This window comes from Halomonas sp. TG39a (genome assembly GCF_000744395.1).
Lineage (GTDB): Bacteria > Pseudomonadota > Gammaproteobacteria > Pseudomonadales > Halomonadaceae > Vreelandella > Vreelandella ventosae_B.
In genome coordinates this window covers 3,145,053-3,171,046 of sequence record NZ_JQLV01000001.1, presented here as the reverse complement: position 1 = coordinate 3,171,046, position 25,994 = coordinate 3,145,053, and the positions used below count along the sequence as shown (strand labels likewise).

Genomic DNA, 25,994 nt, shown 5'->3' with positions numbered 1-25,994 from the left:
CGATTATACAGTTGATAATAACCACAAGTTGCGATAATAAAATAATGGAGTATTTCATGAGCGTAAAAATCTTTAATACCCCCGAAGTCCAAGAGTTTGTCAAAACCGTTGCCGGCTTTGACCAGTCAGGCGGCAATGACCGCGCCAAGCAAATTGTCCATCGCCTGGTCGGCGACCTGTTCAAGCTGATCGACGACTTCGATGTCACCGAGGAAGAGTACTGGGCGGGCGTTAACCTGCTCAATGCCCTGGGTAGCCAGACCCAGTTCGGGTTGCTCTCGCCCGGTCTCGGCTTTGACCACTTCCTCGATATGCGCCAGGACGCCATCGACGCGGAAGCCAAGCGCACCGGCAGTACGCCGCGCACCATCGAAGGCCCGCTGTACGTCGCCGGTGCCCCGGAAGCCGAAGGCTTCGCCCGCATGGACGACGGCAGTGATCCCGATGCCGAGGTGATGTGGCTGACCGGTCAGGTGCGCGATGTCGACGGCACGCCGATTGCCGGTGCCAAGGTCGAGATCTGGCACTGCAACTCCAAGGGTGGCTACTCGTTCTTTGATCCCTCCCAGGACGAGTACAACATGCGCCGCACGATCTATGCGGACAGCGACGGTCGTTACACCGCGCGCAGCATCATTCCCTCCGGCTACGGGGTGCCTGAAGGCGCACCGACCGATGTGGTGCTCAAATCCCTGGGTCGACACGGCGAACGCCCGGCGCATATTCACTACTTTGTCTCTGCCCCCGGCCATCAACACCTGACCACCCAGATCAACTTGGCGGGCGACCCCTATACCTTTGATGACTTTGCCTTTGCCACCCGCGAAGAGCTGGTCGTCCCCGCCGAGCGGATCGAAGACCCGGCCGAGATCGCCAAGCGTGATCTGGACGGCCCGTTCTCCCACGTGGTGTTCGATGTGGCACTGGCCCCCGCCGAGGCGCCCGAGCTGCAGGTACGTCCCGCCCGCCCACGGGCCAAAGAAGACGAGCAAGACCTTGCCAGCCAGCTCGCCGGTACCGCCAAGGTTTGATTAGAGGAAATAAGTAACGGAATTTAAACATTTTTTAAAGGAGAGATTTAATGGCAACAACAACAATTAAGGCTGCTGTAGCGCGTACTACTGGTGCTGCTCTTACCGTTGAAGCGCTTGAGCTTGATGAGCTGAAAGATAACGAAGTAAGAGTGGAAATGGTCGCGACAGGTATCTGCCACACCGACGCTATTGTCAGAGATGGTGTTTACCCGACTCCCTTGCCTGCTGTGCTGGGGCATGAAGGGGCTGGCGTGGTCATTTCAGTAGGTAAAACCGTCAGAAATGTCGACGTGGGCGACCACGTTGTGCTCTCAGCCGCTTATTGTGGCGCCTGTAAACAGTGCCGAGCTGGCCGAATGGCTTATTGCGAAAATCTCTTCGCCGAAGACTTTGGAGGTCGACGCAGAGATGGTTCGACGTCCCTGTCGTGTTGTGGCGAGCCTATTTCCTCTCATTTCTTCGGCCAGTCCTCCTTTGCGACGTATGCCAATGTCGTGGAAGAAAGTGTGGTCGTTATTGACAAGGATGTACCGCTAGAGCTGATGGGGCCACTTGGCTGCGGGCTACAAACGGGAGCGGGCGCCGTTCTCAACGAAATTAAACCAGAAGCCGGGTCATCGTTGGTTGTTTTTGGCGTTGGGGCAGTTGGTTCAGCGGCCATTATGGCGGCGAAAGTGGCGGGATGTACCACGGTGATTGCCGTTGATATTCATGACTCACGGCTAGAATTGGCGCTTGAGATCGGCGCAACGCATGCCATCAATTCCAGCAGTCGTGATGTCGCCGAAGAAATTAAAACGATTACGGATGGAGAGGGGGTTCAGTACGCAGTTGATACAACAGCGATCCCAGCTGTAACCAAGAAAGCTGCCGAAACGCTGGGAATTCGAGGAGTGCTTGTGTTGGTGGGGGCGGCAGCGCCTGGCACGGAAGTCCCCTTTGAAGTAGGTGCCTCTCTTGTTAAGGGGTGGACCTTTAAGACAGTTGTGCAAGGCAGTTCCATACCACAGGAATTTATTCCTCGATTAGTCAAGCTATGGAAGCAAGGCCGTTTTCCATTTGAAAAGCTAATTAAATTCTATTCTCTCGATGATATTAATCAAGGTTTTGAAGACTCTAAGAAGGGCGCTGTTATTAAACCTGTTGTAAGACTCAGGTAACCCTTTTGATAAAGCTAAGTTACCCCTGATTGTTATTAAATAAAAAAGGAAGCTGACATGACGCCTACCAACGAAGATATTATCAAAATAGGCCATTTAATTAATGGTGAAATAAAAGACGCCAACGAGTATCGCAGCCATATTGATCCGGGCAAGCTCTCAGATGTGGTGGCGAGTGTAGCGGTAGGTACGGCCGATGATGCCGAGCAAGCCATTCAGGCCGCGCATAAGGCATATCTTTTGTGGAGAAAAACGGAGCCAAAAGCACGTGTTGAAATGATGCTGAAGGCTGGCGAGATACTGGGTGAATGTGCCGAGGATCTGGCACCATTGCTCGTACGTGAGCATGGTGGCGTGCTCTGGGAAGCTCAGACTGATTTTGCACTGGGTAAGGGCGTGCTTCAGCATACGGCGAGCCTTGCAGAAGCCTTCCTTGAGCCGGTTAATATTGATGACGACCAATGTACGATCCGTGTTGAAAAGCAGCCAAGAGGTGTCGTCGCTGCTATCGTTCCCTGGAACATGCCAGTGGTATTAACGATGATGAAGTTGGCGCCAGCCCTGGCAACCGGCAACACTCTGGTGCTAAAGCCTTCCCCCTTTGCCTCTGCAGCACTGACCATTGCGCTGCAGCGTATGGCAGCGGTTTTCCCCCCGGGTGTTATCAATGTGGTGCATGGCGACATTGAGGTGGGTGAGACACTGACCACCCACCCGCTGGTGCGTAAAGTTGGATTTACCGGCGGCACCGCGACAGCCCGGGCGGTTATGAAGAGTGCAGCCGAATCCATCAAAAACCTCACCCTGGAACTGGGCGGTAACGACCCGGCGATTGTGTTGGACGATGCCGATATTGAGAAGACATTAGATCGTATGCTATCCGGTATCTTTACACGCTCAGGTCAGATCTGCTTTGCCGTTAAACGTATCTATGTGCCGCGTGCCATACATGATCAGTTTATCGATGCTTTATGCAACCGGGTGAGCGAGTTTGTAGTGGGGCATGGCTTGAGCGAGGGAGTTAATTTCGGCCCATTGGCAACGGAGGCGCAATATCAGAATGTGCTCAAGCTCATTGATACCGCAAAAGCGTCTGACGCCCAGGTTGTTGAGTTGGGCCGCATGGCCGACGGTATCGATAAAAATGATGGCTATTATATGTTGCCACACGTTGTTATTGGCGCTTCCCACACCGATCAAGTGAGTTGTTGCGAGCAGTTCGGCCCGGTAATTCCTGTGATCGCCTATGACGACGAGGAGCAAGTGATCGAATGGGCGAATGATAGCGAGTACGGTCTCGGTTCATCCGTTTGGACCTCTAACAGTGAACGTGGAATGCAGCTGGCTTCACGAATTGAGGCAGGTAGTACTTTCATCAATAGTCACGCCTTTGACTCGCTGGATCTACGCATGCCGTTTGGTGGTATTAAACACAGCGGTATTGGTCGTGAGTTCGGTGAAGCGGGTATGAGTGAGTATGTAGAAGAGCATGCTATCCGCCTACTGAAGTAAAAGACTTAAGCTGTGGTTGATAACAACAAAAGGTAAAAAAATGAAAACCAAAAATCAGATGCTGGCACCAGTATGTGGGTTTGGCCTGTTGATGGCAGGCCAGCTTGCAATGGCTGAAAGTAATGAGCCCGTAAAGCTAGGTTTAATGTTGCCCTATACGGGTACCTACACGGCACTGGGCGAGGCCATTACCAATGGTTTGAAGCTCGCTATTGAGCAGAATAGTGGACAGCTTGGGGGGCGTGAAGTCGAGTATGTCCAGCTTGATTCCGAGGCCAATCCCTCAAAGGCGCCTCAGAATATGAGCCGTTTAGTAAACAGTGACGAGGTCGACTTTGTTATTGGCCCCGTCCACTCTGGTGTCGCCATGGGGATGCTTCGGGTGGCCAAGCAAACCGGTGCTATTACCATTATTCCCAATGCCGGATTGGGAGCGGCAACTAACGAACTTTGCATGCCCAACGTCTTTCGTACTTCTCATAACATGTGGCAAGACAGCTACCCTATGGGAAAAGTTGCCTATGACCGTGGTCACCGCGAGATGGTAACGATTACCTGGGATTATGCCGGTGGCAAAGAGGATCTCGCGGCTTTTGAGGAGGCATTTACGGAAGCCGGTGGTGAAATCATTGAACAAATCTTGGTTCCTTTTCCCAGCACCGAGTTTCAGAGTTACATGACGCAAATTGCCAGCCTCAACCCTGATGCTGTTTATACCTTCTTCGCGGGTGGAGGAGGCGTCAGCTTTGTGCGTGACTACGCGGCTGCTGGGCTCAAAGAAAATATTCCCTTACTGGGCTCTGGCTTTATGACCGAAGGAAATTTGGCAGCTATAGGAGACGCAGGGGAGGGCGTATTGACGACGCTACATTATGCAGAAACACTGGAGAGTGAAGAAAATCAGAATTTCGTAGCCGCGTATCAAGAGGCTTATGGTGAGATGCCCGATGCTTACGCGGTGCATGGATATGACACCGGTGCCATGCTAATACAAGCACTTGATGTGGTAGAGGGTGATACCAGTGACCGCGATGCATTGATTGCAGCACTGGCTGCCGTAGAGTTGCAGAGTCCACGGGGGCCATTTCGCTTTTCTGAATCACACCACCCCATCCAGAATATCTACCTGCGTGAGATTCGTGATGGTCGCCATGAAGTATTGTCGGTCGCGCATGAACAGCTCGAGTCTCCTGATGCTGCTTGCCAGATGTAAGTGAACCCTAAGTTAGAAAGCGATCCTTATGTGAGCGTGGCTAAATCCCTATGGTTTTAGTCATGCTGCTTTTTTTGTCCCTACAGCCCACCGCTCAGCCTTATTCTTTTGTCGCAAACGTGGTTTAACTAACTGGCGTAGGAATGAGAGTGCGGCTTTATGGGTGTGGTGTTGCGTAATCTAATGATTTAAAAGATATATTAATAGGTTTTAAGTGCGCCAAGTGCATTTTTATATGTCTCAGCAGTAAAGGTACGTTAGCAATAGGCAATGAGTGCAGTAGCACACAGGGTTCACTACGTGCTGGTAATACCTCCTCGGTATGGCCAAGCACCTAAACAATATTGGTTCCGTCTTACTAGCGCAATCAAACTGACTTCAAGTCAACGATTGCCAGACGCCGGAGCTGCTATGTCAACCGTCATTCAACATATTGATACACTACTGGTCGATTTGCCGACCATCCGCCCTCACAAACTTTCCATGACCACTATGGCCTGCCAAACCATGGTCATTGTGCGCATGCGCCACTCTGACGGTATAGAAGGGCTCGGCGAAGGCACCACCATTGGTGGCCTAGCTTATGGCCCGGAAAGTCCGGAGAGTATTAAGCGCAATATAGATACCTATCTTGCACCACTGCTGATTGGTCAGCCCTCTCACAATGTTCATCAGCTACGCGCCCGGCTTAACCGCCACGCTCGCGGCAATATGATCGCCAAGTCAGCGCTAGAAACCGCGTTATTAGATGCCCAGGGCAAGCGCTTGGGCTTGAGTATCGCTGACCTTCTCGGTGGCGCACAGCAAGAGCACTTGCCCGTGCTATGGACGCTGGCCAGCGGTGACACCGCCAAGGATATTGATGAGGCGTTGCTGCGTTTAGAACAGCGTCGCCATTGCGACTTCAAACTTAAAATTGGCGCCAATCCGCTTGATCAGGACGTACGTCATGTGGCGGCAATTAAAGAAGCACTGGGTGACCGTGCCAGTGTGCGCGTAGATGTTAATCAAGCTTGGGATGAATCCACGGCGGTGCGGGGTATTCAGGCACTGCAAGATGCCGGTATTGAGTTAATCGAGCAGCCCATTCCTGCCCGCGCACATGCTGGTTTAGTTCGCTTGGCTAACCGTTTCAACGTCCCAATGCTGGCTGACGAGGCCGTACAGGATGCCCGCGATGGACTAGATCTTGTCTGTAGCGGATTTAGTGGTGCTTTTGCGCTGAAGATTGCCAAATCCGGCGGTATCTACGGTGTGCTGGAACTGGCTCATGTCGCGCAAGCGGCGGGGGTTGGCCTATATGGTGGCACACTGCTAGAGGGCACCATTGGCACGGCTGCCTCTTTACACGCCTGGGCGACGTTGCCGGAAATGGCCTGGGGCACGGAAATGTTTGGCCCGCTGCTGCTGAAAGACGACATCGTCGTTGAGCCCCTCAACTACACTGAGTTTGGGGTGGAGTTACCGCAAGGGGCAGGGCTGGGCATCACTTTAGATGAAGATAAGTTGGCGCATTACTCGCGTAAATAAAGCCATCGTTTGCGTTCGCCCGCGATCCAAGAGGAGAGACGTATGCTGTTTCAAGTAGAGATGACCGTTAAGTTGCCAACCGATATGCCCGCAGAGCAAGCGGCGAAGATTAAGGCGACTGAAAAGGCGTATTCCCAAGACCTGCAGCGCCAGGGCAAATGGCGCCACTTGTGGCGGGTAGCGGGCAGCTACTCGAACGTCAGTATTTTTGATGTGGAAGACAATGCCGAGCTGCAGGAACTCGTTAGTAACCTGCCACTCTTCCCTTATATGGACATTAGCGTCAAGCCACTCTGTCGCCACCCTTCTTCGGTTCGTGACGACGACAGCTAATTGCTAACAGAACACGCCAGTTCTTTTTATAAAAAAATAGCCTATAAAAATAGAGGTTTACACCATGACCGTGAAGATATTCGACACCCCCGAAGTGCAAGACTTTGTCAAAACCGTTGCCGGCTTTGACCAGTCAGGCGGCAATGACCGCGCCAAGCAAATTGTCCATCGCCTGGTCGGCGACCTGTTCAAGCTGATCGACGACTTCGATGTCACCGAGGAAGAGTACTGGGCGGGCGTCAACCTGCTCAATGCCCTGGGTAGCCAGACCCAGTTCGGGTTGCTCTCACCCGGTCTCGGCTTCGACCACTTCCTCGATATGCGCCAGGACGCTATCGATGCCGAAGCCAAGCGCACCGGCGGCACCCCACGCACCATCGAAGGCCCGCTCTACGTGGCCGGTGCCCCGGAAGCCGAAGGCTTCGCCCGCATGGATGACGGCAGTGATCCCGATGCCGAGGTGATGTGGCTGACCGGTCAGGTGCGCGATGTCGACGGCACGCCGATTGCCGGTGCCAAGGTCGAGATCTGGCACTGCAACTCCAAGGGTGGCTACTCGTTCTTTGATCCCTCCCAGGACGAGTACAACATGCGCCGCACGATCTATGCGGACAGCGACGGTCGTTACACCGCGCGCAGCATCATTCCCTCCGGCTACGGGGTGCCTGAAGGCGCACCGACCGATGTGGTGCTCAAATCCCTGGGTCGACACGGCGAACGCCCGGCGCATATTCACTACTTTGTCTCTGCCCCCGGCCATCAACACCTGACCACCCAGATCAACTTGGCGGGCGACCCCTATACCTTTGATGACTTTGCCTTTGCCACCCGCGAAGAGCTGGTCGTCCCCGCCGAGCGGATCGAAGACCCGGCCGAGATCGCCAAGCGTGATCTGGACGGCCCGTTCTCCCACGTGGTGTTCGATGTGGCACTGGCCCCCGCCGAGGCGCCGGAGCTGCAGGTGCGTCACGCCCGCCCACGGGCCAAAGAAGACGAACAGGACCTAGCCAGCCAGCTCGCTGGAACCGCCAAGGTTTAAAGCCCCATAACCTCGCGCTAACGACTGGCTGACGTCCACCGTCCGATGCGTTAGCGCCTAACACCCCAGGTTATGCCTAAGTATTTGAGGAGAGAGATCATGACCACACAGCTTGATCAGCTCGAAGCCCGCGTGCGCGGCGCCGTCCAGGACGACCCTGACAAGGGCATCTTCCGCTGCCACCGCAGCATGTTCACCGACCCCGCCTTCTTCGAACTGGAGATGAAGCACATCTTCGAAGGCAACTGGCTGTTCCTGGCCCACGAGAGCCAGATCAGTGAGCCGGGTGACTACATGACCGTCACCATGGGCCGCCAGCCGGTGATCATTACCCGCGATAAGCAGGGCGAACTGCACGGCCTGATTAACGCCTGCGCCCACCGTGGCGCCACGTTATGCCGCCGTAAGCGCGGCAATAAGGGCACCTTCACCTGCCCGTTCCACGGCTGGACGTTCAAAAACGACGGCCAATTGCTCAAGGCCAAAAATGAGAAGAACGGCGCCTACCCTGACCAGTTCAAGCAGGATGGCTCCCACAACCTCAAACGCCTGCCGCGTTTCGAGAACTACAAAGGGTTCCTGTTCGGCAGCCTGAGCGATGATGTACAACCGCTTGAGCAGCACCTGGGCGAAACCACCAAGGTCATCGACAACATCGTCGACCAAGCCCCCGAAGGCTTGGAAATCCTGCGCGGCACCTCGTCCTACACCTACACCGGCAACTGGAAGCTCCAGGCCGAAAATGGCGCCGACGGCTACCACGTCAGCTCCGTACACTGGAACTACGCCTCCACCATGGAGCGTCGCAACTACGATGCGGGCGGTACCAAAGCGGTGGACGCCGACGGCTGGTCCAAAAGCAAAGGCGGCTTCTACTCCTACGAAAACGGCCACATGATGCTGTGGACCCGGCTGCTCAACCCAGAAGTGCGCCCGGTCTACCAACATAAGGACTGGATCCAGGAGCAGCTAGGCGACGCCCGTGCCGACTCCATCGTCAACCAGACGCGCAACCTCTGCCTCTACCCCAACGTCTACCTGATGGACCAGTTCTCCACGCAAATCCGCGTGATCCGTCCGGTCGCCGTGGACAAAACCGAAGTCACGATTTACTGCTTCGCCCCCAAAGGCGAAGCCGCCGAAGACCGGCGTGTGCGCATCCGCCAGTACGAAGACTTCTTCAACGTCTCCGGCATGGGCACGCCCGACGATCTTGAAGAGTTCCGCGCCTGCCAAGAAGGCTATAACGGTGCATTGGCCGAATGGAACGACCTCTCCCGCGGGGCCCAACAGTGGATCGAAGGCGCCGATGAAACAGCCCAGGCGATCGACATGAAGCCCCTGCTCAGCGGAGCCTCACCGGAAGACGAAGGACTCTACGTGCTGCACCACAAGCACTGGGTCGACGAAATGCTGCGCGCTATCGACAAAGAGCGCAGCCAGTTTATCGCCACCGCGTCCGCCTAAGCGCCTGAAAAGAGGAGAGAAGTGACATGAGCATTAGCTATCACGACATCCAAGCCTTTTTATACCGCGAAGGCCGCCTGCTGGACGACCGAGAGTGGGACGAGTGGCTCACGCTTTACCGCAAGGACGCCGAGTTCTGGATGCCCGCCTGGGACGACGACGACCAGCTCACCCGCGACCCGCACAGTGAGATCTCGTTGATCTACTACCCCAACCGCGAAGGGCTGGAAGACCGGGTCTACCGGATCAAGACCGAGCGCAGTGGGGCGAGTACGCCGGAACCGCGCACCACGCATCAGGTGACCAATCTGGAAATCCTGTCGCACGAGGGCGACACGGTCACCCTGCGGTTCAACTGGCACACGCTCAACCACCGCTACAAGAAAACCGACAGCTTTTTCGGCACGTGCTTCTACACCCTGGACGTGTCGGGGGAGAGCCCACTGATCACAAGAAAAGTCGTGCAGTTGAATAACGACTATATCCATCAGGTTATTGACGTGTATCACGTGTGACCTGAGGAGAGAGGAGAGCTAACCATGAGTTATACCATTGCCCTCAACTTTGAGGACGGCGTGACCCGGTTCATCGGCTGTAAAGAGGGGGAAACCGTTCTCGACGCCGCTTACCGACAAAAAGTTAACCTGCCGATGGACTGCTCTGACGGCGTATGTGGTACCTGCAAAGGCCACTGCGAACAAGGCGAATTCGACATGGGGGACGAGTATCTGGAAGATGCGCTTTCCGATGAGGAAGCCGCTGAAGGCCAGGTACTCACGTGCCAAATGGTGCCTTCTTCGGACTGCGTTATTCAAGTGCCAGTGGCATCCACGCTGTGTAAAACACAGGTGGGCAAGGTTGAGGGCATGGTAGCAGCGGTTGAGCAACTTTCCGAAGATAGTATTGAACTAGCCGTTGATTTGGATGATGCCGAGGGGCTCGCCTTTTTGCCGGGGCAGTATATTCATATTGATGTGCCCGGTACTGAGGTGCACCGCTCCTACTCTTTCAGCTCCTTGCCGGGGGACAAGCGTGCCACCTTCTTAATTCGCAACATCCCCAATGGGGTAATGAGCGGCTATTTAACCGAGCGCGCGACAGTGGGCGAAAAGCTTACGCTGACCGGCCCGCTGGGCAGCTTCTACCTGCGAGAAGTGAAGCGTCCGGTGCTCATGCTTGCTGGCGGCACGGGTCTGGCTCCGTTCCTTTCCATGTTAGCGCAATTGGTCGAAAAGGGCTGTGATACACCGATTCATATGATTTACGGCGTCAATAAAGATGACCATCTGGTCAAAACGGATGCGCTAGATGCCTTCGTAGAAAAAATTCCTAGCTTTACCTACGCCACCGTGGTGGTCGACGAGGCTAGCGAGCATGCGCGTAAAGGTTACGTGACGCACCACATGGACGCCGAGGTAATGCATGACGGCGATGTGGACGTTTACCTGTGTGGCCCGCCCCCGATGGTAGATGCTGTGCTGAAGTACTTCGACGCTGAAGGAATCGAGCCTCAGAGCTTCCACTATGAGAAGTTCACACCTAATCAAGTGGGAGAGAGCGCATGAGCAATCATCGTTTTGACGGCCCACGTTTTCAAGATCGAGTAATGGTGGTCACGGGTGCTGCTCAAGGAATTGGGCAACGGGTTGCTGAGCGCGCCGCCGCTGAAGGCGCGCGCTTGGTATTGGTAGATCGCGCTGATGATATCCACGAGATCGTTGCTGGGCTAAGCAAGCAGGGCTGCGAAGTGATTGCGGTACAAGCTGACCTAGAAACATGGGAAGGCGCCGAGCAAGTCATGCAGGCGACGCTCAAACAATTTGGCCGTATCGATATCTTGGTTAACAACGTAGGCGGCGCGATTAACTTCAAGCCGTTTACAGAGTTTACTGAAGCGCAGATTGCGGCAGAGATCAATCGTTCTCTAATGCCTACGCTTTGGTGCTGCCGTGCGGCGCTCCCAACAATGGTCGAGCAGGGTAACGGCGTCATCGTCAATGTATCTTCAGCGGCAACGCGGGGTATTCACCGGATCCCCTACTCGGCAGCGAAGGGCGGTATTAATGCGCTAACCGCGTCACTGGCGTTTGAATATGCCGAGCATGGTATCCGTGTCGTTGCAACGGCACCCGGTGGCACCGAAGCACCGCCCAGGCGAATTTCACGTGGAACGCCGACGCCTAGTAACGAGACGGAGAAAGCGTGGTTTCAAGCGCATATCGATCAGACCAAGCAGAGCTGCTTGATGAGCCGCTACGGCACGCTAGATGAAATGGTCGCGCCTATCTTATTCCTTGCTTCTGATGAGGCCAGTTATATCACCGGTAGTGTACTGCCCGTAGCGGGCGGCGACCTCGGCTAACAGTCATAAAAACAAATAATTCTAAATAAGCTTTAATTATAACTCTAAGCACAATAATCCCCTGGAGCAAACCGTGAAACATATTGAGAAAGGCGTCAGCCTAAGGTATGCGCCTCGCGATTTCCTGCGTGACCTCAATGCCGACAACGCCAGTACCGGGCTAGTGGCGGGAATCTTAGGGCTCAGCGTAGGGGTCGTGCACATCAGTGCGGGCACGTCTGCGGGCCTCGACTCCTCCTTCATCATGATTTGGGTAATAAGCTATTTGATGATCAATGGCTTGTTTGGTCTATTCATGCCGGCGTATTACCGATTACCACTGCCTATGGCCAACTCCATCCCAGGTGCACTGATGTTCGCCGCCGTCATTCCGGTGGTGGGGCTGGAAGCTGCATTAGGCGCTAGCCTGATTGCGGGAGCAATCACATTGGTTGCTGGTTTAACCGGCGTAATGGGTATTGTTATGCGGTTGATACCGATGCCGATAGTGATGGGCATGGTGGGCGGTATGCTGCTGAGTTTCGGCCTCAACATGGTAAAGCCACTGGAGAGTGCTGTTGTGCCAGCCTCTATCATGATCCTGGCTTTCTTTATTTCTGCACGCCTCTTTCGCAAGATTCCGCCCTTGATTGTGGCCATGCTGGCAGGAATTCTGTACCTGATAGCGACTGGCGTGGATCTGTCCGGTATAGAAGCAACCATTCGTTTCCCTGAGTTCATCATGCCTGAGTTTACTCTTGGAGCTTTTCTGACTTACGGTCTGCCACTCGCTATTATTCTGGTCGGCATGGAAACACCAGCAGGTGTTGGTTTGGTGAAAGGGATGGGCTACAAGGATGCGCCGGCTAACGCGATTACCGCAGTGGGTGGCTTAGGCACCATGGTGTCGTCATTCTTCAATTTGCACAGTACTTGCATCGCGGCACCGATGACCGGCGTGTGTGCTTCGCCAGAGGCGGGGACTCATGACAAGCGTTGGGTAGCAGCGGTGATTGCGGGGGCTATCTTTGTCATTGCCGCGCCTTTCTATGGCTATGTGGTCAGCTTACTGGAGGCAACCCCACGCTATTTCATTGCCATTATCGCGGGGTTAGCGCTCATGCGTGTGATCACCTCTTCAATGGCTATCGCTTTTTCTGGCAAGAAGCATGAAATAGGCGCATTGTTCGCTTTTTTAATCGCTGCATCCGGTATCCAGATCCTTGGTATTGGCGCCACGTTTTGGGCATTAGTACTGGGCGTTGTTGTTTCGGCAATCTTTGAAACTAAGGACTTCGAATTTATCTTTAATCGTAAGGTGGCCAATAAAGGCGGTTGATCCGTTGCCATCTTTGTAACTCGATAATAGTTATCCTCCTTGGCCCGTGTCTGCTATCGCAGCGCGGGCCTTTTTTATAGATTCTTTTTTACTTAGCCCTTAATCCTTTTGTCGCAAGTTGAAGACAATAGATCCCTGCTTGTAGGTAACCACATCAACATTATGGCCCCTGAAATCCGTTATCCCACTCGACAGATCGAAATGAGCAGCAATCATACCGATTATTGTTAGCAGGTTTATTAATATGTTTTTAGAAATTAACTTTGAAAATAAAGACTTATTAATTTTCTGGCTAATTCTTAGGCCAGTGGAACAAAAAACTAACGGCTGTTGAGATACCTATGAAGTATGGAAAGAAACTCAAACGATATTGGTCGGGTGGTTACGACCTGGTCGATATTAGTGACGAACACAACAACAACTGTCGTCTTTAAGCCCAAGATAGACGTATTCCAATCTCGCCTTGAATGTACTGATGCTATCGCCGGGCAAAAGACAACGATAAAAAACCAACGATAGGGTTTCGCCATGACCGTGAAGATATTCGACACCCCCGAAGTGCAAGACTTTGTCAAAACCGTTGCCGGCTTTGACCAGTCAGGCGGCAATGACCGCGCCAAGCAAATTGTCCATCGCCTGGTCGGCGACCTGTTCAAGCTGATCGACGACTTCGATGTCACCGAGGAAGAGTACTGGGCGGGCGTCAACCTGCTCAATGCCCTGGGTAGCCAGACCCAGTTCGGGTTGCTCTCACCCGGTCTCGGCTTCGACCACTTCCTCGATATGCGCCAGGACGCTATCGATGCCGAAGCCAAGCGCACCGGCGGCACCCCACGCACCATCGAAGGCCCGCTCTACGTGGCCGGTGCCCCGGAAGCCGAAGGCTTCGCCCGCATGGATGACGGCAGTGATCCCGATGCCGAGGTGATGTGGCTGACCGGTCAGGTGCGCGATGTCGACGGCACGCCGATTGCCGGTGCCAAGGTCGAGATCTGGCACTGCAACTCCAAGGGTGGCTACTCGTTCTTTGATCCCTCCCAGGACGAGTACAACATGCGCCGCACGATCTATGCGGACAGCGACGGTCGTTACACCGCGCGCAGCATCATTCCCTCCGGCTACGGGGTGCCTGAAGGCGCACCGACCGATGTGGTGCTCAAATCCCTGGGTCGACACGGCGAACGCCCGGCGCATATTCACTACTTTGTCTCTGCCCCCGGCCATCAACACCTGACCACCCAGATCAACTTGGCGGGCGACCCCTATACCTTTGATGACTTTGCCTTTGCCACCCGCGAAGAGCTGGTCGTCCCCGCCGAGCGGATCGAAGACCCGGCCGAGATCGCCAAGCGTGATCTGGACGGCCCGTTCTCCCACGTGGTGTTCGATGTGGCACTGGCCCCCGCCGAGGCGCCGGAGCTGCAGGTGCGTCACGCCCGCCCACGGGCCAAAGAAGACGAACAGGACCTAGCCAGCCAGCTCGCTGGAACCGCCAAGGTTTAAAGCCCCATAACCTCGCGCTAACGACTGGCTGACGTCCACCGTCCGATGCGTTAGCGCCTAACACCCCAGGTTATGCCTAAGTATTTGAGGAGAGAGATCATGACCACACAGCTTGATCAGCTCGAAGCCCGCGTGCGCGGCGCCGTCCAGGACGACCCTGACAAGGGCATCTTCCGCTGCCACCGCAGCATGTTCACCGACCCCGCCTTCTTCGAACTGGAGATGAAGCACATCTTCGAAGGCAACTGGCTGTTCCTGGCCCACGAGAGCCAGATCAGTGAGCCGGGTGACTACATGACCGTCACCATGGGCCGCCAGCCGGTGATCATTACCCGCGATAAGCAGGGCGAACTGCACGGCCTGATTAACGCCTGCGCCCACCGTGGCGCCACGTTATGCCGCCGTAAGCGCGGCAATAAGGGCACCTTCACCTGCCCGTTCCACGGCTGGACGTTCAAAAACGACGGCCAATTGCTCAAGGCCAAAAATGAGAAGAACGGCGCCTACCCTGACCAGTTCAAGCAGGATGGCTCCCACAACCTCAAACGCCTGCCGCGTTTCGAGAACTACAAAGGGTTCCTGTTCGGCAGCCTGAGCGATGATGTACAACCGCTTGAGCAGCACCTGGGCGAAACCACCAAGGTCATCGACAACATCGTCGACCAAGCCCCCGAAGGCTTGGAAATCCTGCGCGGCACCTCGTCCTACACCTACACCGGCAACTGGAAGCTCCAGGCCGAAAATGGCGCCGACGGCTACCACGTCAGCTCCGTACACTGGAACTACGCCTCCACCATGGAGCGTCGCAACTACGATGCGGGCGGTACCAAAGCGGTGGACGCCGACGGCTGGTCCAAAAGCAAAGGCGGCTTCTACTCCTACGAAAACGGCCACATGATGCTGTGGACCCGGCTGCTCAACCCAGAAGTGCGCCCGGTCTACCAACATAAGGACTGGATCCAGGAGCAGCTAGGCGACGCCCGTGCCGACTCCATCGTCAACCAGACGCGCAACCTCTGCCTCTACCCCAACGTCTACCTGATGGACCAGTTCTCCACGCAAATCCGCGTGATCCGTCCGGTCGCCGTGGACAAAACCGAAGTCACGATTTACTGCTTCGCCCCCAAAGGCGAAGCCGCCGAAGACCGGCGTGTGCGCATCCGCCAGTACGAAGACTTCTTCAACGTCTCCGGCATGGGCACGCCCGACGATCTTGAAGAGTTCCGCGCCTGCCAAGAAGGCTATAACGGTGCATTGGCCGAATGGAACGACCTCTCCCGCGGGGCCCAACAGTGGATCGAAGGCGCCGATGAAACAGCCCAGGCGATCGACATGAAGCCCCTGCTCAGCGGAGCCTCACCGGAAGACGAAGGACTCTACGTGCTGCACCACAAGCACTGGGTCGACGAAATGCTGCGCGCTATCGACAAAGAGCGCAGCCAGTTTATCGCCACCGCGTCCGCCTAAGCGCCTGAAAAGAGGAGAGAAGTGACATGAGCATTAGCTATCACGACATCCAAGCCTTTTTATACCGCGAAGGCCGCCTGCTGGACGACCGAGAGTGGGACGAGTGGCTCACGCTTTACCGCAAGGACGCCGAGTTCTGGATGCCCGCCTGGGACGACGACGACCAGCTCACCCGCGACCCGCACAGTGAGATCTCGTTGATCTACTACCCCAACCGCGAAGGGCTGGAAGACCGGGTCTACCGGATCAAGACCGAGCGCAGTGGGGCGAGTACGCCGGAACCGCGCACCACGCATCAGGTGACCAATCTGGAAATCCTGTCGCACGAGGGCGACACGGTCACCCTGCGGTTCAACTGGCACACGCTCAACCACCGCTACAAGAAAACCGACAGCTTTTTCGGCACGTGCTTCTACACCCTGGACGTGTCGGGGGAGAGCCCACTGATCACAAGAAAAGTCGTGCAGTTGAATAACGACTATATCCATCAGGTCATTGATGTTTACCACGTGTAATCGGTGCTGATGAAGACAGGGATGTCGCTTGTCTTGCTATCGCGTGAAGCGATAGCAAGTTGAAAATGAAAATTTAAAAACAACTTAACCCTGGTGAAAATATAATGAAAACATTTAAAAAGACCTCCCTCGCCACTCTGCTAAGCGCTACCGCGATGTTCTCAGCTATGAACGTCGCTGCTAACGAAGACCCGGTGAAGCTCGGCTTAATGCTTCCTTATTCAGGTACTTATACAGCCCTTGGGGAAGCCATTACGAACGGATTAAAGCTGGCCATTGAACAAGAGGGCGGTCAGTTGGGTGGCCGTGATGTGGAGTATGTCGAGCTTGATTCAGAAGCTGACCCTTCCAAAGCGCCTCAGAACATGAGCCGCCTCGTCAATGGGAACGACGTTGACTTTGTGATCGGCCCGGTACACTCCGGCGTAGCTATGGGGATGCTGCGGGTCGCCAAGCAGACCGGTGCCATCACCATCATTCCGAACGCAGGGTTGGGGGCCGCCACTAATGAACTTTGCATGCCAAACGTCTTCCGTACTTCGTTTAGCATGTGGCAAGACAGCTACCCGATGGGCAAAGTGGCCTACGATCAAGGGCATCGTAAAGTTGTCACCATTACCTGGGATTATGCAGGTGGCAAAGAGGACCTTACTGGTTTTGAAGAGGCTTTTACTGCTGAAGGTGGTGAAATCATCGAGCAAATTTTAGTGCCGTTCCCTAGTACTGAATTTCAGAGCTATCTGACACAAATTGCCAGCCTTGAGCCTGACGCTGTCTATACCTTCTTCGCGGGCGGTGGCGGTGTCAGCTTTGTTCGGGATTATGCGGCAGCAGGCCTGAAAGAGAGCATACCGCTGCTAGGTTCAGGTTTCCTAACTGAGGGTAATTTAACGGCTCTAGGTGATGCAGGCGAAGGTGTAATGACCACGCTTCATTACGCGGAAACCCTCGAAAATGATGCTAACCAATCCTTCGTTTCAGCTTATGAAAATGCCTACGGTGAAATACCTGATACCTACGCGGTACAGGGCTACGACACGGGCATGATGCTAGTACAGGCACTCAATGTGCTCGGTGGTGATACATCAGATCAAGAGCGTTTGATTGATGTCCTGGCCAACGTCCAGTTGGCGAGTCCACGCGGGCCTTTGAGCTTCTCTGACTCCCACCACCCCATCCAAAATGTGTATCTGCGCGAGATTCGAGACGGCAAGCACGAAGTCGTTAGTATCGCTTCCGAGAATTTTGAAGTTCCCGATGAAGCTTGCCAGATGTAACGGCATCTTTAATCACCCTGGGGCGAGTGATACTCGCCCCTCACATTGATTCTCGGAGGGATCTTATGGATCTCGCATTCTTTAGCGTACAGCTCCTTAATGGACTGCAGTACGGATTGCTGCTTTTTTTGATCGCCAGCGGCTTGACGTTAATTTTCGGTATTATGGGGATCATCAATCTGGCCCACGGCGCCATGTATATGATTGGTGCCTATCTGATTTACGACCTTACCCTGCGGCTGGGCAATTTCTGGCTGGCCATGCTGGCGGCTATCCCCATTGCTATTGTCCTGGGCCTCATCATTGAGCGCTTATTTCTCGATACGCTTTATAAGCGTGATCACCTCTACCAAGTGTTGCTGACCTTTGGCCTAATTTTAGTGCTCAACGAAGCGCAGCGGATTATTTGGGGCGGTGATGTGCACCGTGTTGCGATACCCGCGCCCTTTGATGCCAGTATTCAACTGACTGACAACCTGCAGTACTCGGTGTACCGCCTCTTTGTGATGGGGGTCTGCTTAGCATTGGCGGGTGTGATTTATTGGGTGATTCGTCATACGCGGCTAGGCATCATCATTCGTGCTGGTGCGGTTAATCGCGACATGGTGGAAGGCTTGGGGATCAATGTGCGTACTCTGTTTACGCTTATCTTCAGCGTTGGCGTTGCGCTAACCGCTTTTGCTGGCATGATCGCTGCGCCACTCACCTCCATCGCGCCCGGTATGGGCGATAGCATTCTTATTACGTGTTTCGTAGTCGTTGTCATCGGCGGTATTGGTTCGATTAAAGGCGCATTTTGGGGGGCCATTATTATCGGCATGGCCACCACCTTTGGTGCGGTGCTCATACCCAGTCTCGCCAGTATGGTGATCTACATGATTATGGCGGCGGTATTGCTAGTAAAACCGCGCGGCCTGTTCGCGTGAGGAGAATAAGAAATGTTGCATAGATACCCCAAGCGCGTTGCGTTCATCATGCTGGTATTAACGGCGTTGGTGGCAGCTTTTCCTTTATGGGGAGAAGCCGTATTCGGTAGCCAGGCCAACTTTATGTTAGAGAAACTGACATTAATGTTGATCCTAGCGTTGTTTGCCATGAGTTTGGATCTGCTGGTCGGCGTCGTAGGTTTAGTCAGCCTGGGGCACGCCCTGTTCTTCGGCCTGGGGGCTTACACGCTTGCATTAGCCAGTCCTGACTTTAGTCCCGCATCAATGTGGTGGATGCTGCCGCTGGTCATGGGCGTCTCTGCCTGTATCGGGTTAGTAATAGGTATATTAGTAATTCGGACGAAAGGCATTTTCTTTATTATGACGACCTTGGCATTCGGTCAGATGCTTTATTACTTCATTAGCACATCCCAATTCGCCGGAGGAACAGACGGCGTTTTTATTATGTTCCGGCCCAGCTTGGCGATAGGCGATACCACACTGGTGGATCTTGATAACCCTTATAGCTTCTTTTACTTCTGCTTGGGAATGCTGCTGGTCGGGTATTTCTTTTTACGCTGGCTGACCCGCTCTTATTTCGGACAAGTGCTCGACGGTATTCATGACAACGAGCACCGCATGCAGGCGTTAGGCTATGCCACCAGTGGCTACAAACTGGTTGCCTTTGTTATTGCAGGGGTAATGGCGGCGATTGCTGGCATGTTGGCGGCGATGCAGTACGGCTTCGCTAATCCGGCTCAGCTTGGCTGGCACACCTCTGGCGAAGTGCTAATGATGCTGATTTTAGGCGGCATGGGTACCATTTTTGGACCCATTTTAGGCGCCTTCGCCTACGAGATTCTGCTCTACCTCTATGAGCACGCCACTACTCACTGGCCAATCCTGATGGGGCTGACCATTATCGCCGCCGTACTCGTGCTGCCACGAGGCATTGCCGGCTTGATTATCGCGCCGCCCTGGCGCCGCAAGCGTCAAACAGACTCGGAAGCCGTGTCCGAGAAAGAGAATGCACCGGTAACTGCCTCCACTCCACCTGCTACACAGCGTAAGGAGAACTAAGCCATGCGCGACGAGATTATCTTAGCTACACATGGTTTGACCCGGCGCTTTGGTGGTTTAGTAGCGGTTAACGATGTTGATTTTGACGTTAAGGCCAATGAGATACACGCTATCTTGGGCCCTAATGGAGCGGGTAAAAGCACGTTGATTAATTTGCTTTCTGGCGAGATCCCGCCATCTGAAGGGCAAGTGCTTTACCGCCAACAACCGATTCAGGGTAAAAGCGCGCGCCAGATCGCACGTATGGGGATTGGCCGCAGCCACCAGAAGACCAATATCTTCCCACGCCTTAGTTGCCTACAGAACTGCGAGCTGGCGGCGCGTATTCATATGGGCGGTGTGTTTGGTAGCTGGCGTTCGCGTCAAACAGCACAAAAGGTGAGCGAGCGTGCTCAAGAGGTGCTAGATACCTGCCAATTGAATCATCGCGCTCATACGACAGCATCCGATATGAGCTATGGCGAACAGCGTCAGTTGCAGATCGCGATGGTGCTAGCGACAGCGCCGTCGCTGATGCTGCTGGATGAGCCAATGGCGGGGATGGGGCGTGAAGAGACCGCTCAGGTCACGGAGCTGCTCGCCAGTTTAACGGATCGTTATACCTTGGTGCTGATTGAACACGATATGGATTCGGTCTTCCGCTTGGCCGATCGCATTACCGTCATGGTCGATGGTTGTGTGTTGGAGAGTGGTCCGACAGAACAGATACGCACTAGCGAAAAGGTACGCGATGTCTATCTGGGGCGTCATGATGAGGGGGCAACCGCATGAGCGCAGAGCAAACAAGTACACCATTGATTGATGCCCGGGGGCTGCATACTTACTACGGTGAGAGCCATATTTTGCACGGGGTGGATTTGACCCTGATGCCCGGCGAGACACTGAGTCTTCTGGGCCGGAACGGGATGGGCAAGACTACTACGTTGAAGTCGATACTGGGCTTTGTCCCACCGCGGCGTGGCGAGGTGTTTATTAAGGGCGTCTCGGCTACCAAGCGACGTCCTTGGCAACTCATTCGCCAAGGGATCGGCTACGTGCCAGAGGGGCGCGGCATTTTTCCAGGCATCAGTGTGCGTGAGCATTTAATTATGGCCGCACGCCCTAATGAGCGCGGAGAGTCCCCTTGGACGCTGGAGCGAGTCCTGGATACGTTTCCACGCTTGGGTCAACGTATTAACCACGATGGCTCTTTTCTTTCGGGCGGCGAGCAGCAGATGCTCTCTATTGGTCGCGCGCTGACAACAAATCCTGACCTGATGATCCTTGATGAGGCGACCGAAGGACTCGCGCCGCTGATCCGAGATGAAATCTGGAAGATCATACGAGAGATCAAGGCGACCGGCATTTCGACCATTATCGTCGATAAAAATATCGATAACCTTCTTAAAATAGCAGAAAAACATCTGCTGCTGGTCAAGGGGGAAGTGGTCTATAGCGGTGATTCTCAGGGGCTAAAAGACAATCCTTCAATCCTTGAAACCCATCTCGGGGTCGCCTGACATGGCTCCGGCAAGCGGATGCTTGCCGGAATTGATGTTGGCATCGCGTTAAATTCATTGATACAGGGAAATGTGTTGCATGCAATTTCACAAGCAATTGCTAAAAGACCTGTCGATTCCTGCAATCGCTGCTGGCTTTGTGGCAGTGCTGGTCTCTTACTCTGGCCCCTTGGCGATCTTTTTTCAGGCAGCCCAGAGCGCCGAAATATCCAGCGCCATGATGACGTCTTGGGTCTGGGCAATCTCTATCGGCGCAGCAGTCTCGGGTATCTTTTTAAGCCTGTGGTTAAAAGTCCCGGTGGTGACCGCTTGGTCGGCGCCTGGGACTGCGTTATTAGTGACTCTTTTCCCAGGGTTGTCACTTAATGAAGCGATAGGTGCTTACTTGACGGCAGCAATGATCATTTTCGTGATCGGTGTTACTGGCTCTTTTGACCGAATTATTCGGATGATCCCCCCTGGTATCGCCAGCGCGATGATGGCAGGCATCCTGTTCCAATTTGGTGTAGGCGTTTTCGTCTCATTGGAAAGCGTACCGGCGTTGGCGATTGGTATGATTATCGCTTATTTACTATTTAAGCGACTTACGCCGCGCTACAGCTTAGTGCTGCTTTTAATTGCCGGGGTTACTTTGGCAGTTTTGTTAGAAGGCGCAAGCCTGGAAGGTGTTTCCGTTCAGTTTGCGGATCCACAGTTTATCCGCCCCGAGTGGACGTGGAATGCTACCTTGAGCCTGGCTATTCCGCTGGTTTTGGTCAGTCTGACGGGGCAATTCTTGCCCGGTATGGCCATTTTGCGTACCTCAGGTTACTCCACCCCGGCCAAACCAATCGTAATTGTGGCCAGTTTAACGTCATTCTTTACCGCTTTTTTCGGCGGTATTACGACGGTTATCGCTGCGATTACGGCAGCCATCTGCACCAGCAAGGAAGCGCACGAAGACCCTGATAAGCGCTATGTTGCAGGGGTGGCAAACGGCGTTTTCTATCTAATTGGTGGCATCTTTGCTGGCACTATTGTGGCGCTATTTACCTCATTGCCGGGAGAGTTTGTGGCCGTACTGGCGGGCCTTGCGCTGATTGGCGCCATCAGTAGTAATATCAGCGCGTTTGCTGCCGAAAAGAGTCACTTGGAAGCCTCTGTCATTACCTTCATTGCCACGGCATCTGGCATTAGCTTTTTAGGGCTAGGCTCTGCCTTTTGGGGAGTCGTTGTTGGGGCGCTTGCCTACAACCTGCTGCATCGACGTTTTAACTCGCTTAACCATAAAACCCAATAACAGTAGACACTACTTAAGCGGTAGTTGGAGTGTAACCATGGAAAAGATCGTTGTGGCAATTGATGACAGTGAAGGCTCTTTGCCAGCACTGGAATTTGGCCAAAAGTTTGCAAACCAACTAGGCATGGATGTAAGCGCTATCTCAGTGGTGCCTGCGCAGGATGAGATAGCCTCCAGGCGGGTTAAACTGCAGGAGCGCCTATCGACGCATCATTTCGAAACAGTACACATTGATGTCGTTTCCCATGATAGCGCTAAGGAGTACCTCGGTGAGCTTGCCAGCCGTGAAGATACCGGGCTATGCATGATGGCGCATGGGCGCCGCCCGGTGCCCGAAATGCTAATAGGCAGTGTAACCGCCGGTGTTGTACGTCGAGCCCATCGCCCGGTTTACCTGTGTGGCCCACGCTATGACAGCCGTGCTCACCACCGCGTTGAAGTATTAGCCGTTTGTGTTGATGGCTCAAAGTTATCCGAGCAAATTTTGCCCTATGCTTCTGCCTTAGTGAAGCGGTTGGGGGCTCGGTTACAGCTGCTGCAAGTAGTTGATGCTGCCGCTAGAAAACCAACAACGTTAGGTCATACCGATGTCATGGAGTCAGCTTATTTGACCGCTTTGGCACGCCGTGTCGAGAGCGAGCAAGCGTTAGAGGTTGATTGGGAGGTACTGCATGGCGACCCCGCGGATTCTATCGTCAGCTACTTAGCAGGTAGCCATAATACGATGCTTGCCATGACAACCCATGGGCGTAGTGGCCTTTCGCAAGTAGTGGCCGGCAGCGTTAGCCATGAAGTGCTGCACGAAACATCCTGTCCGGTGGCCGTACTGCGTCCATAAAGGAGGGGGTTATGGGTAACGACCGGAGCGGCGGTTTTCCACGAGTACATTTAAAATAGTATTGGCTTCCTGCATAAGGGGAGAGGGCTTTTCGCCGCGCCGACGGCTGCAAATGACGGGTGAGGTAATGGTTTTGTCTGCCAGTGCTACGTAAGTGATGCCGTCTCGCTGGACACGTTTTACCTGTTCTGGAACCAGTGTAATGCCAATGCCTGAGGCGACGAGGCTAAGCGCCGTCTGAACCTCGTTGGCCTCCTGTACCACCTCAACCTTTAAACCTTGGCGGCGGAAAATGCCTAGTACCATGTCTGCCAGGCTAGGGCGTGGTTTTGCGGGAAAGAGGATTAGTGGATAGCGAGCCAGTTCTTCGCAGGTAGGGGTTGTGCCTTCTAATGGATGACCGCTTGATAGGGCGGCAATCAATGGCTCATCGAAGAGAATTTCCTGCTCGACATCCGGGTCGTCAATGCGAAGACGTCCAAATCCCATATCAATGCGACCAGCTTTGAGCGCCTGTATTTGTTGTACCGTCGTAAGCTCTGCCAAGGAGAGTTCAACATTATCTATGCGGCGTAAATCACGCACGAGCATAGGGAGCTGCCCATAAAATACGGAGGGTACAAAACCAATTCCGAATAGCGCACGTTTGCTACGTGCCATATGTCGTGTAGCGTCAATGGTGACTTCTACTTTCTCTAAAATTTGTAAGGCGTGTTGCTGAAAGAAAACCCCCGGCGGGGTCAGGCGTAAGCCTCTTGAACTGCGTTCAAACAATTCGGCGCCTACTTCTTGTTCTAACTGCTTAATTTGTCGTGAAAGAGGCGGCTGTGACATATGCAAGCGTTCAGCAGCACAAGTGAAATTAAGCTCTTCGGCTACAACACAAAAGTACCTCAGGTGGCGTAGTTCCATGATACCTCCAAGGTATGAGCGGCTACTTTAATAATATTGGTTTTGACATTCGATTGCTTTCAGGCTGGCTAGATTCTCAAATGACAAGACAGACTATTTAAGCCAGTTCACTTAGCCGATGTAACGCTACCAGTATTTAAGTGATGGAAGCGAAATATTGTCTAAGACTTTAGTTGTGTGATGAAGATAAAAGAGGAGCGAACAAACCATGTATAAGCGTATTTTAGTTCCCATCGACGGCTCTGAAAACGCCAAGCAAGCGTTGTCAGTGGCTTGCAAGCTGTTGAATAAAGAAGCCTCAACGCTCTATCTTTTACATGTTCCAGAAACGCTTGCCTATACGACCACGCTGGTATGGGGCATTGGTGCTATTGATGCCAGCGCTAACCTCGCTGAGCGAGAGAAATCGGGCGAGCAATTGCTGGTACAGGCGGTTAGTTCAGCGCAAGAAGAAGGCGTTCAGCATACTGAAGAGCTGCTTACTCAAGGTGATCCGGTTCGAGTCATTTTAGACACCGCTAATGCCTATAACGTTGATACTATTGTGATGGGAAGTCGAGGTTTAAGCGACTTGGCTGGTGTAGTGATTGGTAGCGTCTCGCACAAGGTGAGCCATTCAGCGAAGTGCCGCGTCATTACGGTGAGTTAGTAACTCAAGCAGTATTTGCTGTTCATCATGAGCTAGCGGAGCCAGCTCTCTCTACCGCAACCTATCGGTGAAACTGCTTTTCGCGTTCGGGTTGCCAATAAATAGCATCGATACGCAGCCGTGTTTCGGTGTTGTTGGGTAATGGCCACTCGATGATGTCGCCCACTTTAAGGCCGATCAGTGCCGCGCCAATGGGCGCCATCACTGAAATGCCGTCCGCTACGCTTTCCAGGGAGTGCGGATAGACCAAGGTTCGAATCATCTTAAGTCCGCGGGTGAGATCGGTGAAGCGAACCTGGCTATTCATACTGACCACGTCATCCGGGATATCCTCGGGGTCGCAGACTTCACCTCGCGATAACTCTTCCTCAAGTAGCTGAGCCACGGCCATGTCTTTATCGGAGGCATTGTCGATCAAGCGCTGGAGGCGTTCGGCATCAAGACGATTAATAATAATAGTAGGACGTTGTCCCATGGTTACTCTCCTTAGAAAGCAATAAATTCAAACCAATAAAAAACAGCCCTTCCCCAATTAAGGAAGGACTGCGTACTTGTTACAGTATAAGCGGTTTACAAGACAAAGACGATCAGGTGACGCCTTGTTCAATCATGGCATCAGCTACTTTTCTGAAGCCTGCAATGTTGGCTCCTAGTACTAGATTCGTCGCTTCACCAAACTCCTCGGCAGTCTCTGCGCACTGCCGGTGGATGTTAGCCATAATCTGTTTTAGCTTTTGGTCTACTTTTTCCAGTGGCCACTGTTCCATACTGCTATTTTGTGCCATTTCTAACTGGCTGGTAGCGACGCCACCTGCGTTAGCGGCTTTACCAGGCCCATAGGCAATTTTAGCGTTTAGAAAGAGATCGACGGCCTCTTTCGTGGAGGGCATGTTGGCCCCTTCACTAATACACGTGATGCCATTGGCGAGCATGATGTCCGCATCACTTTCGGTCAGCTCATTCTGGGTCGCGCAGGGGAACGCAGCATCGGCTTGAATACGCCATACGGCATGCCCACCCTGGGGGTAGTCAAGAGTAGAAATGTAGTGGGCGTCAGGGTGCTCGTGTAAGTATGAACCGC

At 53.7% G+C, this 25,994-nt stretch carries 25 protein-coding genes and 1 pseudogene; 23 read left to right on the top strand and 3 right to left on the bottom strand.

What is annotated here, in order from left to right:
* Window positions 1–56 precede the first annotated feature (56 nt).
* The 22 genes from catA (U738_RS14160) (at window position 57) to U738_RS14055 (ending at window position 23,352) form a co-directional block, all read left to right on the top strand.
* Window positions 57–1,031 carry a catechol 1,2-dioxygenase gene (gene catA, locus U738_RS14160; protein WP_035581612.1) on the top strand — a complete coding sequence of 325 codons (975 nt, stop codon included), beginning with the start codon at window positions 57–59 and terminating at the stop codon, window positions 1,029–1,031.
* Window positions 1,032–1,081: 50 nt separating this feature from the next.
* Window positions 1,082–2,194, top strand: a complete 1,113-nt coding sequence (locus U738_RS14155; protein ID WP_035581610.1) for an NAD(P)-dependent alcohol dehydrogenase — start codon at window positions 1,082–1,084, stop codon at window positions 2,192–2,194.
* Window positions 2,195–2,251: 57 nt separating this feature from the next.
* On the top strand, window positions 2,252–3,706 hold the full coding sequence (locus U738_RS14150; protein ID WP_035581608.1) for an aldehyde dehydrogenase family protein: 1,455 nt from the start codon (window positions 2,252–2,254) through the stop codon (window positions 3,704–3,706).
* A gap of 40 nt (window positions 3,707–3,746) precedes the next feature.
* Window positions 3,747–4,919: an ABC transporter substrate-binding protein gene (locus tag U738_RS14145; protein ID WP_035581605.1), complete on the top strand. Its 1,173-nt coding sequence runs from the start codon at window positions 3,747–3,749 to the stop codon at window positions 4,917–4,919.
* 411 nt (window positions 4,920–5,330) lie between these two features.
* On the top strand, window positions 5,331–6,449 hold the full coding sequence (locus U738_RS14140) for a muconate/chloromuconate family cycloisomerase (RefSeq protein ID WP_035581603.1): 1,119 nt from the start codon (window positions 5,331–5,333) through the stop codon (window positions 6,447–6,449).
* Between the two features lie 42 nt (window positions 6,450–6,491).
* A complete protein-coding gene (gene catC, locus U738_RS14135; protein WP_035581600.1) occupies window positions 6,492–6,782 on the top strand; it encodes a muconolactone Delta-isomerase in 291 nt (96 codons plus the stop codon).
* A 64-nt stretch (window positions 6,783–6,846) separates the two neighbouring features.
* Window positions 6,847–7,821, top strand: a complete 975-nt coding sequence (gene catA / locus U738_RS14130) for a catechol 1,2-dioxygenase (RefSeq protein ID WP_035581592.1) — start codon at window positions 6,847–6,849, stop codon at window positions 7,819–7,821.
* A 99-nt stretch (window positions 7,822–7,920) separates the two neighbouring features.
* On the top strand, window positions 7,921–9,288 hold the full coding sequence (locus U738_RS14125) for a Rieske 2Fe-2S domain-containing protein (protein ID WP_035581590.1): 1,368 nt from the start codon (window positions 7,921–7,923) through the stop codon (window positions 9,286–9,288).
* Between the two features lie 26 nt (window positions 9,289–9,314).
* Window positions 9,315–9,803, top strand: a complete 489-nt coding sequence (gene benB, locus U738_RS14120; RefSeq protein ID WP_035581588.1) for a benzoate 1,2-dioxygenase small subunit — start codon at window positions 9,315–9,317, stop codon at window positions 9,801–9,803.
* Window positions 9,804–9,827: 24 nt separating this feature from the next.
* The gene (gene benC, locus U738_RS23230) at window positions 9,828–10,853 is read left to right on the top strand and encodes a benzoate 1,2-dioxygenase electron transfer component BenC (RefSeq protein WP_035581598.1); all 1,026 of its coding nucleotides are present in this window, start codon (window positions 9,828–9,830) and stop codon (window positions 10,851–10,853) included.
* Window positions 10,850–11,650 carry a benzoate diol dehydrogenase BenD gene (benD, locus tag U738_RS23225; protein WP_035581596.1) on the top strand — a complete coding sequence of 267 codons (801 nt, stop codon included), beginning with the start codon at window positions 10,850–10,852 and terminating at the stop codon, window positions 11,648–11,650. Before benC ends, benD begins: the two co-directional genes overlap by 4 nt.
* A gap of 73 nt (window positions 11,651–11,723) precedes the next feature.
* Window positions 11,724–12,968: a benzoate/H(+) symporter BenE family transporter gene (locus U738_RS14105; protein WP_035581594.1), complete on the top strand. Its 1,245-nt coding sequence runs from the start codon at window positions 11,724–11,726 to the stop codon at window positions 12,966–12,968.
* 528 nt (window positions 12,969–13,496) lie between these two features.
* Window positions 13,497–14,471 carry a catechol 1,2-dioxygenase gene (gene catA / locus U738_RS14100; RefSeq protein ID WP_035581592.1) on the top strand — a complete coding sequence of 325 codons (975 nt, stop codon included), beginning with the start codon at window positions 13,497–13,499 and terminating at the stop codon, window positions 14,469–14,471.
* 99 nt (window positions 14,472–14,570) lie between these two features.
* On the top strand, window positions 14,571–15,938 hold the full coding sequence (locus tag U738_RS14095) for a Rieske 2Fe-2S domain-containing protein (protein WP_035581590.1): 1,368 nt from the start codon (window positions 14,571–14,573) through the stop codon (window positions 15,936–15,938).
* Window positions 15,939–15,964: 26 nt separating this feature from the next.
* Window positions 15,965–16,453: a benzoate 1,2-dioxygenase small subunit gene (gene benB / locus U738_RS14090; RefSeq protein ID WP_035581588.1), complete on the top strand. Its 489-nt coding sequence runs from the start codon at window positions 15,965–15,967 to the stop codon at window positions 16,451–16,453.
* Window positions 16,454–16,557: 104 nt separating this feature from the next.
* Window positions 16,558–17,730, top strand: coding sequence for an ABC transporter substrate-binding protein (locus U738_RS14085; RefSeq protein ID WP_035581586.1), 1,173 nt, complete (start codon window positions 16,558–16,560; stop codon window positions 17,728–17,730).
* Between the two features lie 65 nt (window positions 17,731–17,795).
* Window positions 17,796–18,656, top strand: a complete 861-nt coding sequence (locus tag U738_RS14080; protein ID WP_035581584.1) for a branched-chain amino acid ABC transporter permease — start codon at window positions 17,796–17,798, stop codon at window positions 18,654–18,656.
* Between the two features lie 12 nt (window positions 18,657–18,668).
* Entirely contained in the window at window positions 18,669–19,736 is a 1,068-nt protein-coding gene (locus U738_RS14075; protein ID WP_035581581.1) for a branched-chain amino acid ABC transporter permease, read from the top strand.
* A 3-nt stretch (window positions 19,737–19,739) separates the two neighbouring features.
* Window positions 19,740–20,507: an ABC transporter ATP-binding protein gene (locus U738_RS14070; RefSeq protein ID WP_035581579.1), complete on the top strand. Its 768-nt coding sequence runs from the start codon at window positions 19,740–19,742 to the stop codon at window positions 20,505–20,507.
* Complete coding sequence (locus U738_RS14065; RefSeq protein WP_035581577.1) at window positions 20,504–21,235, top strand: ABC transporter ATP-binding protein; 732 nt, start codon at window positions 20,504–20,506, stop codon at window positions 21,233–21,235. The genes U738_RS14070 and U738_RS14065 overlap by 4 nt, the downstream gene beginning before the upstream one ends.
* A gap of 79 nt (window positions 21,236–21,314) precedes the next feature.
* Window positions 21,315–22,514, top strand: coding sequence for a benzoate/H(+) symporter BenE family transporter (locus U738_RS14060; protein ID WP_327050257.1), 1,200 nt, complete (start codon window positions 21,315–21,317; stop codon window positions 22,512–22,514).
* A 37-nt stretch (window positions 22,515–22,551) separates the two neighbouring features.
* Window positions 22,552–23,352, top strand: a complete 801-nt coding sequence (locus tag U738_RS14055) for a universal stress protein (protein ID WP_035581573.1) — start codon at window positions 22,552–22,554, stop codon at window positions 23,350–23,352.
* A gap of 9 nt (window positions 23,353–23,361) precedes the next feature.
* On the opposite strand, the gene U738_RS14050 is transcribed toward U738_RS14055, so the two are convergent.
* The gene (locus U738_RS14050) at window positions 23,362–24,264 is read right to left on the bottom strand and encodes a LysR family transcriptional regulator (protein ID WP_035581571.1); all 903 of its coding nucleotides are present in this window, start codon (window positions 24,262–24,264) and stop codon (window positions 23,362–23,364) included.
* 208 nt (window positions 24,265–24,472) lie between these two features.
* Here U738_RS14050 and U738_RS14045 point away from each other — a divergent pair, with 208 nt between their 5' ends.
* Entirely contained in the window at window positions 24,473–24,913 is a 441-nt protein-coding gene (locus U738_RS14045; RefSeq protein ID WP_035581568.1) for a universal stress protein, read from the top strand.
* A 61-nt stretch (window positions 24,914–24,974) separates the two neighbouring features.
* On the opposite strand, the gene rnk is transcribed toward U738_RS14045, so the two are convergent.
* Window positions 24,975–25,388: a nucleoside diphosphate kinase regulator gene (gene rnk, locus U738_RS14040; protein ID WP_035581566.1), complete on the bottom strand. Its 414-nt coding sequence runs from the start codon at window positions 25,386–25,388 to the stop codon at window positions 24,975–24,977.
* Window positions 25,389–25,500: 112 nt separating this feature from the next.
* Window positions 25,501–25,986, bottom strand: a pseudogene (locus U738_RS14035) (NADP-specific glutamate dehydrogenase); the annotation flags it as partial.
* Window positions 25,987–25,994 lie beyond the last annotated feature (8 nt).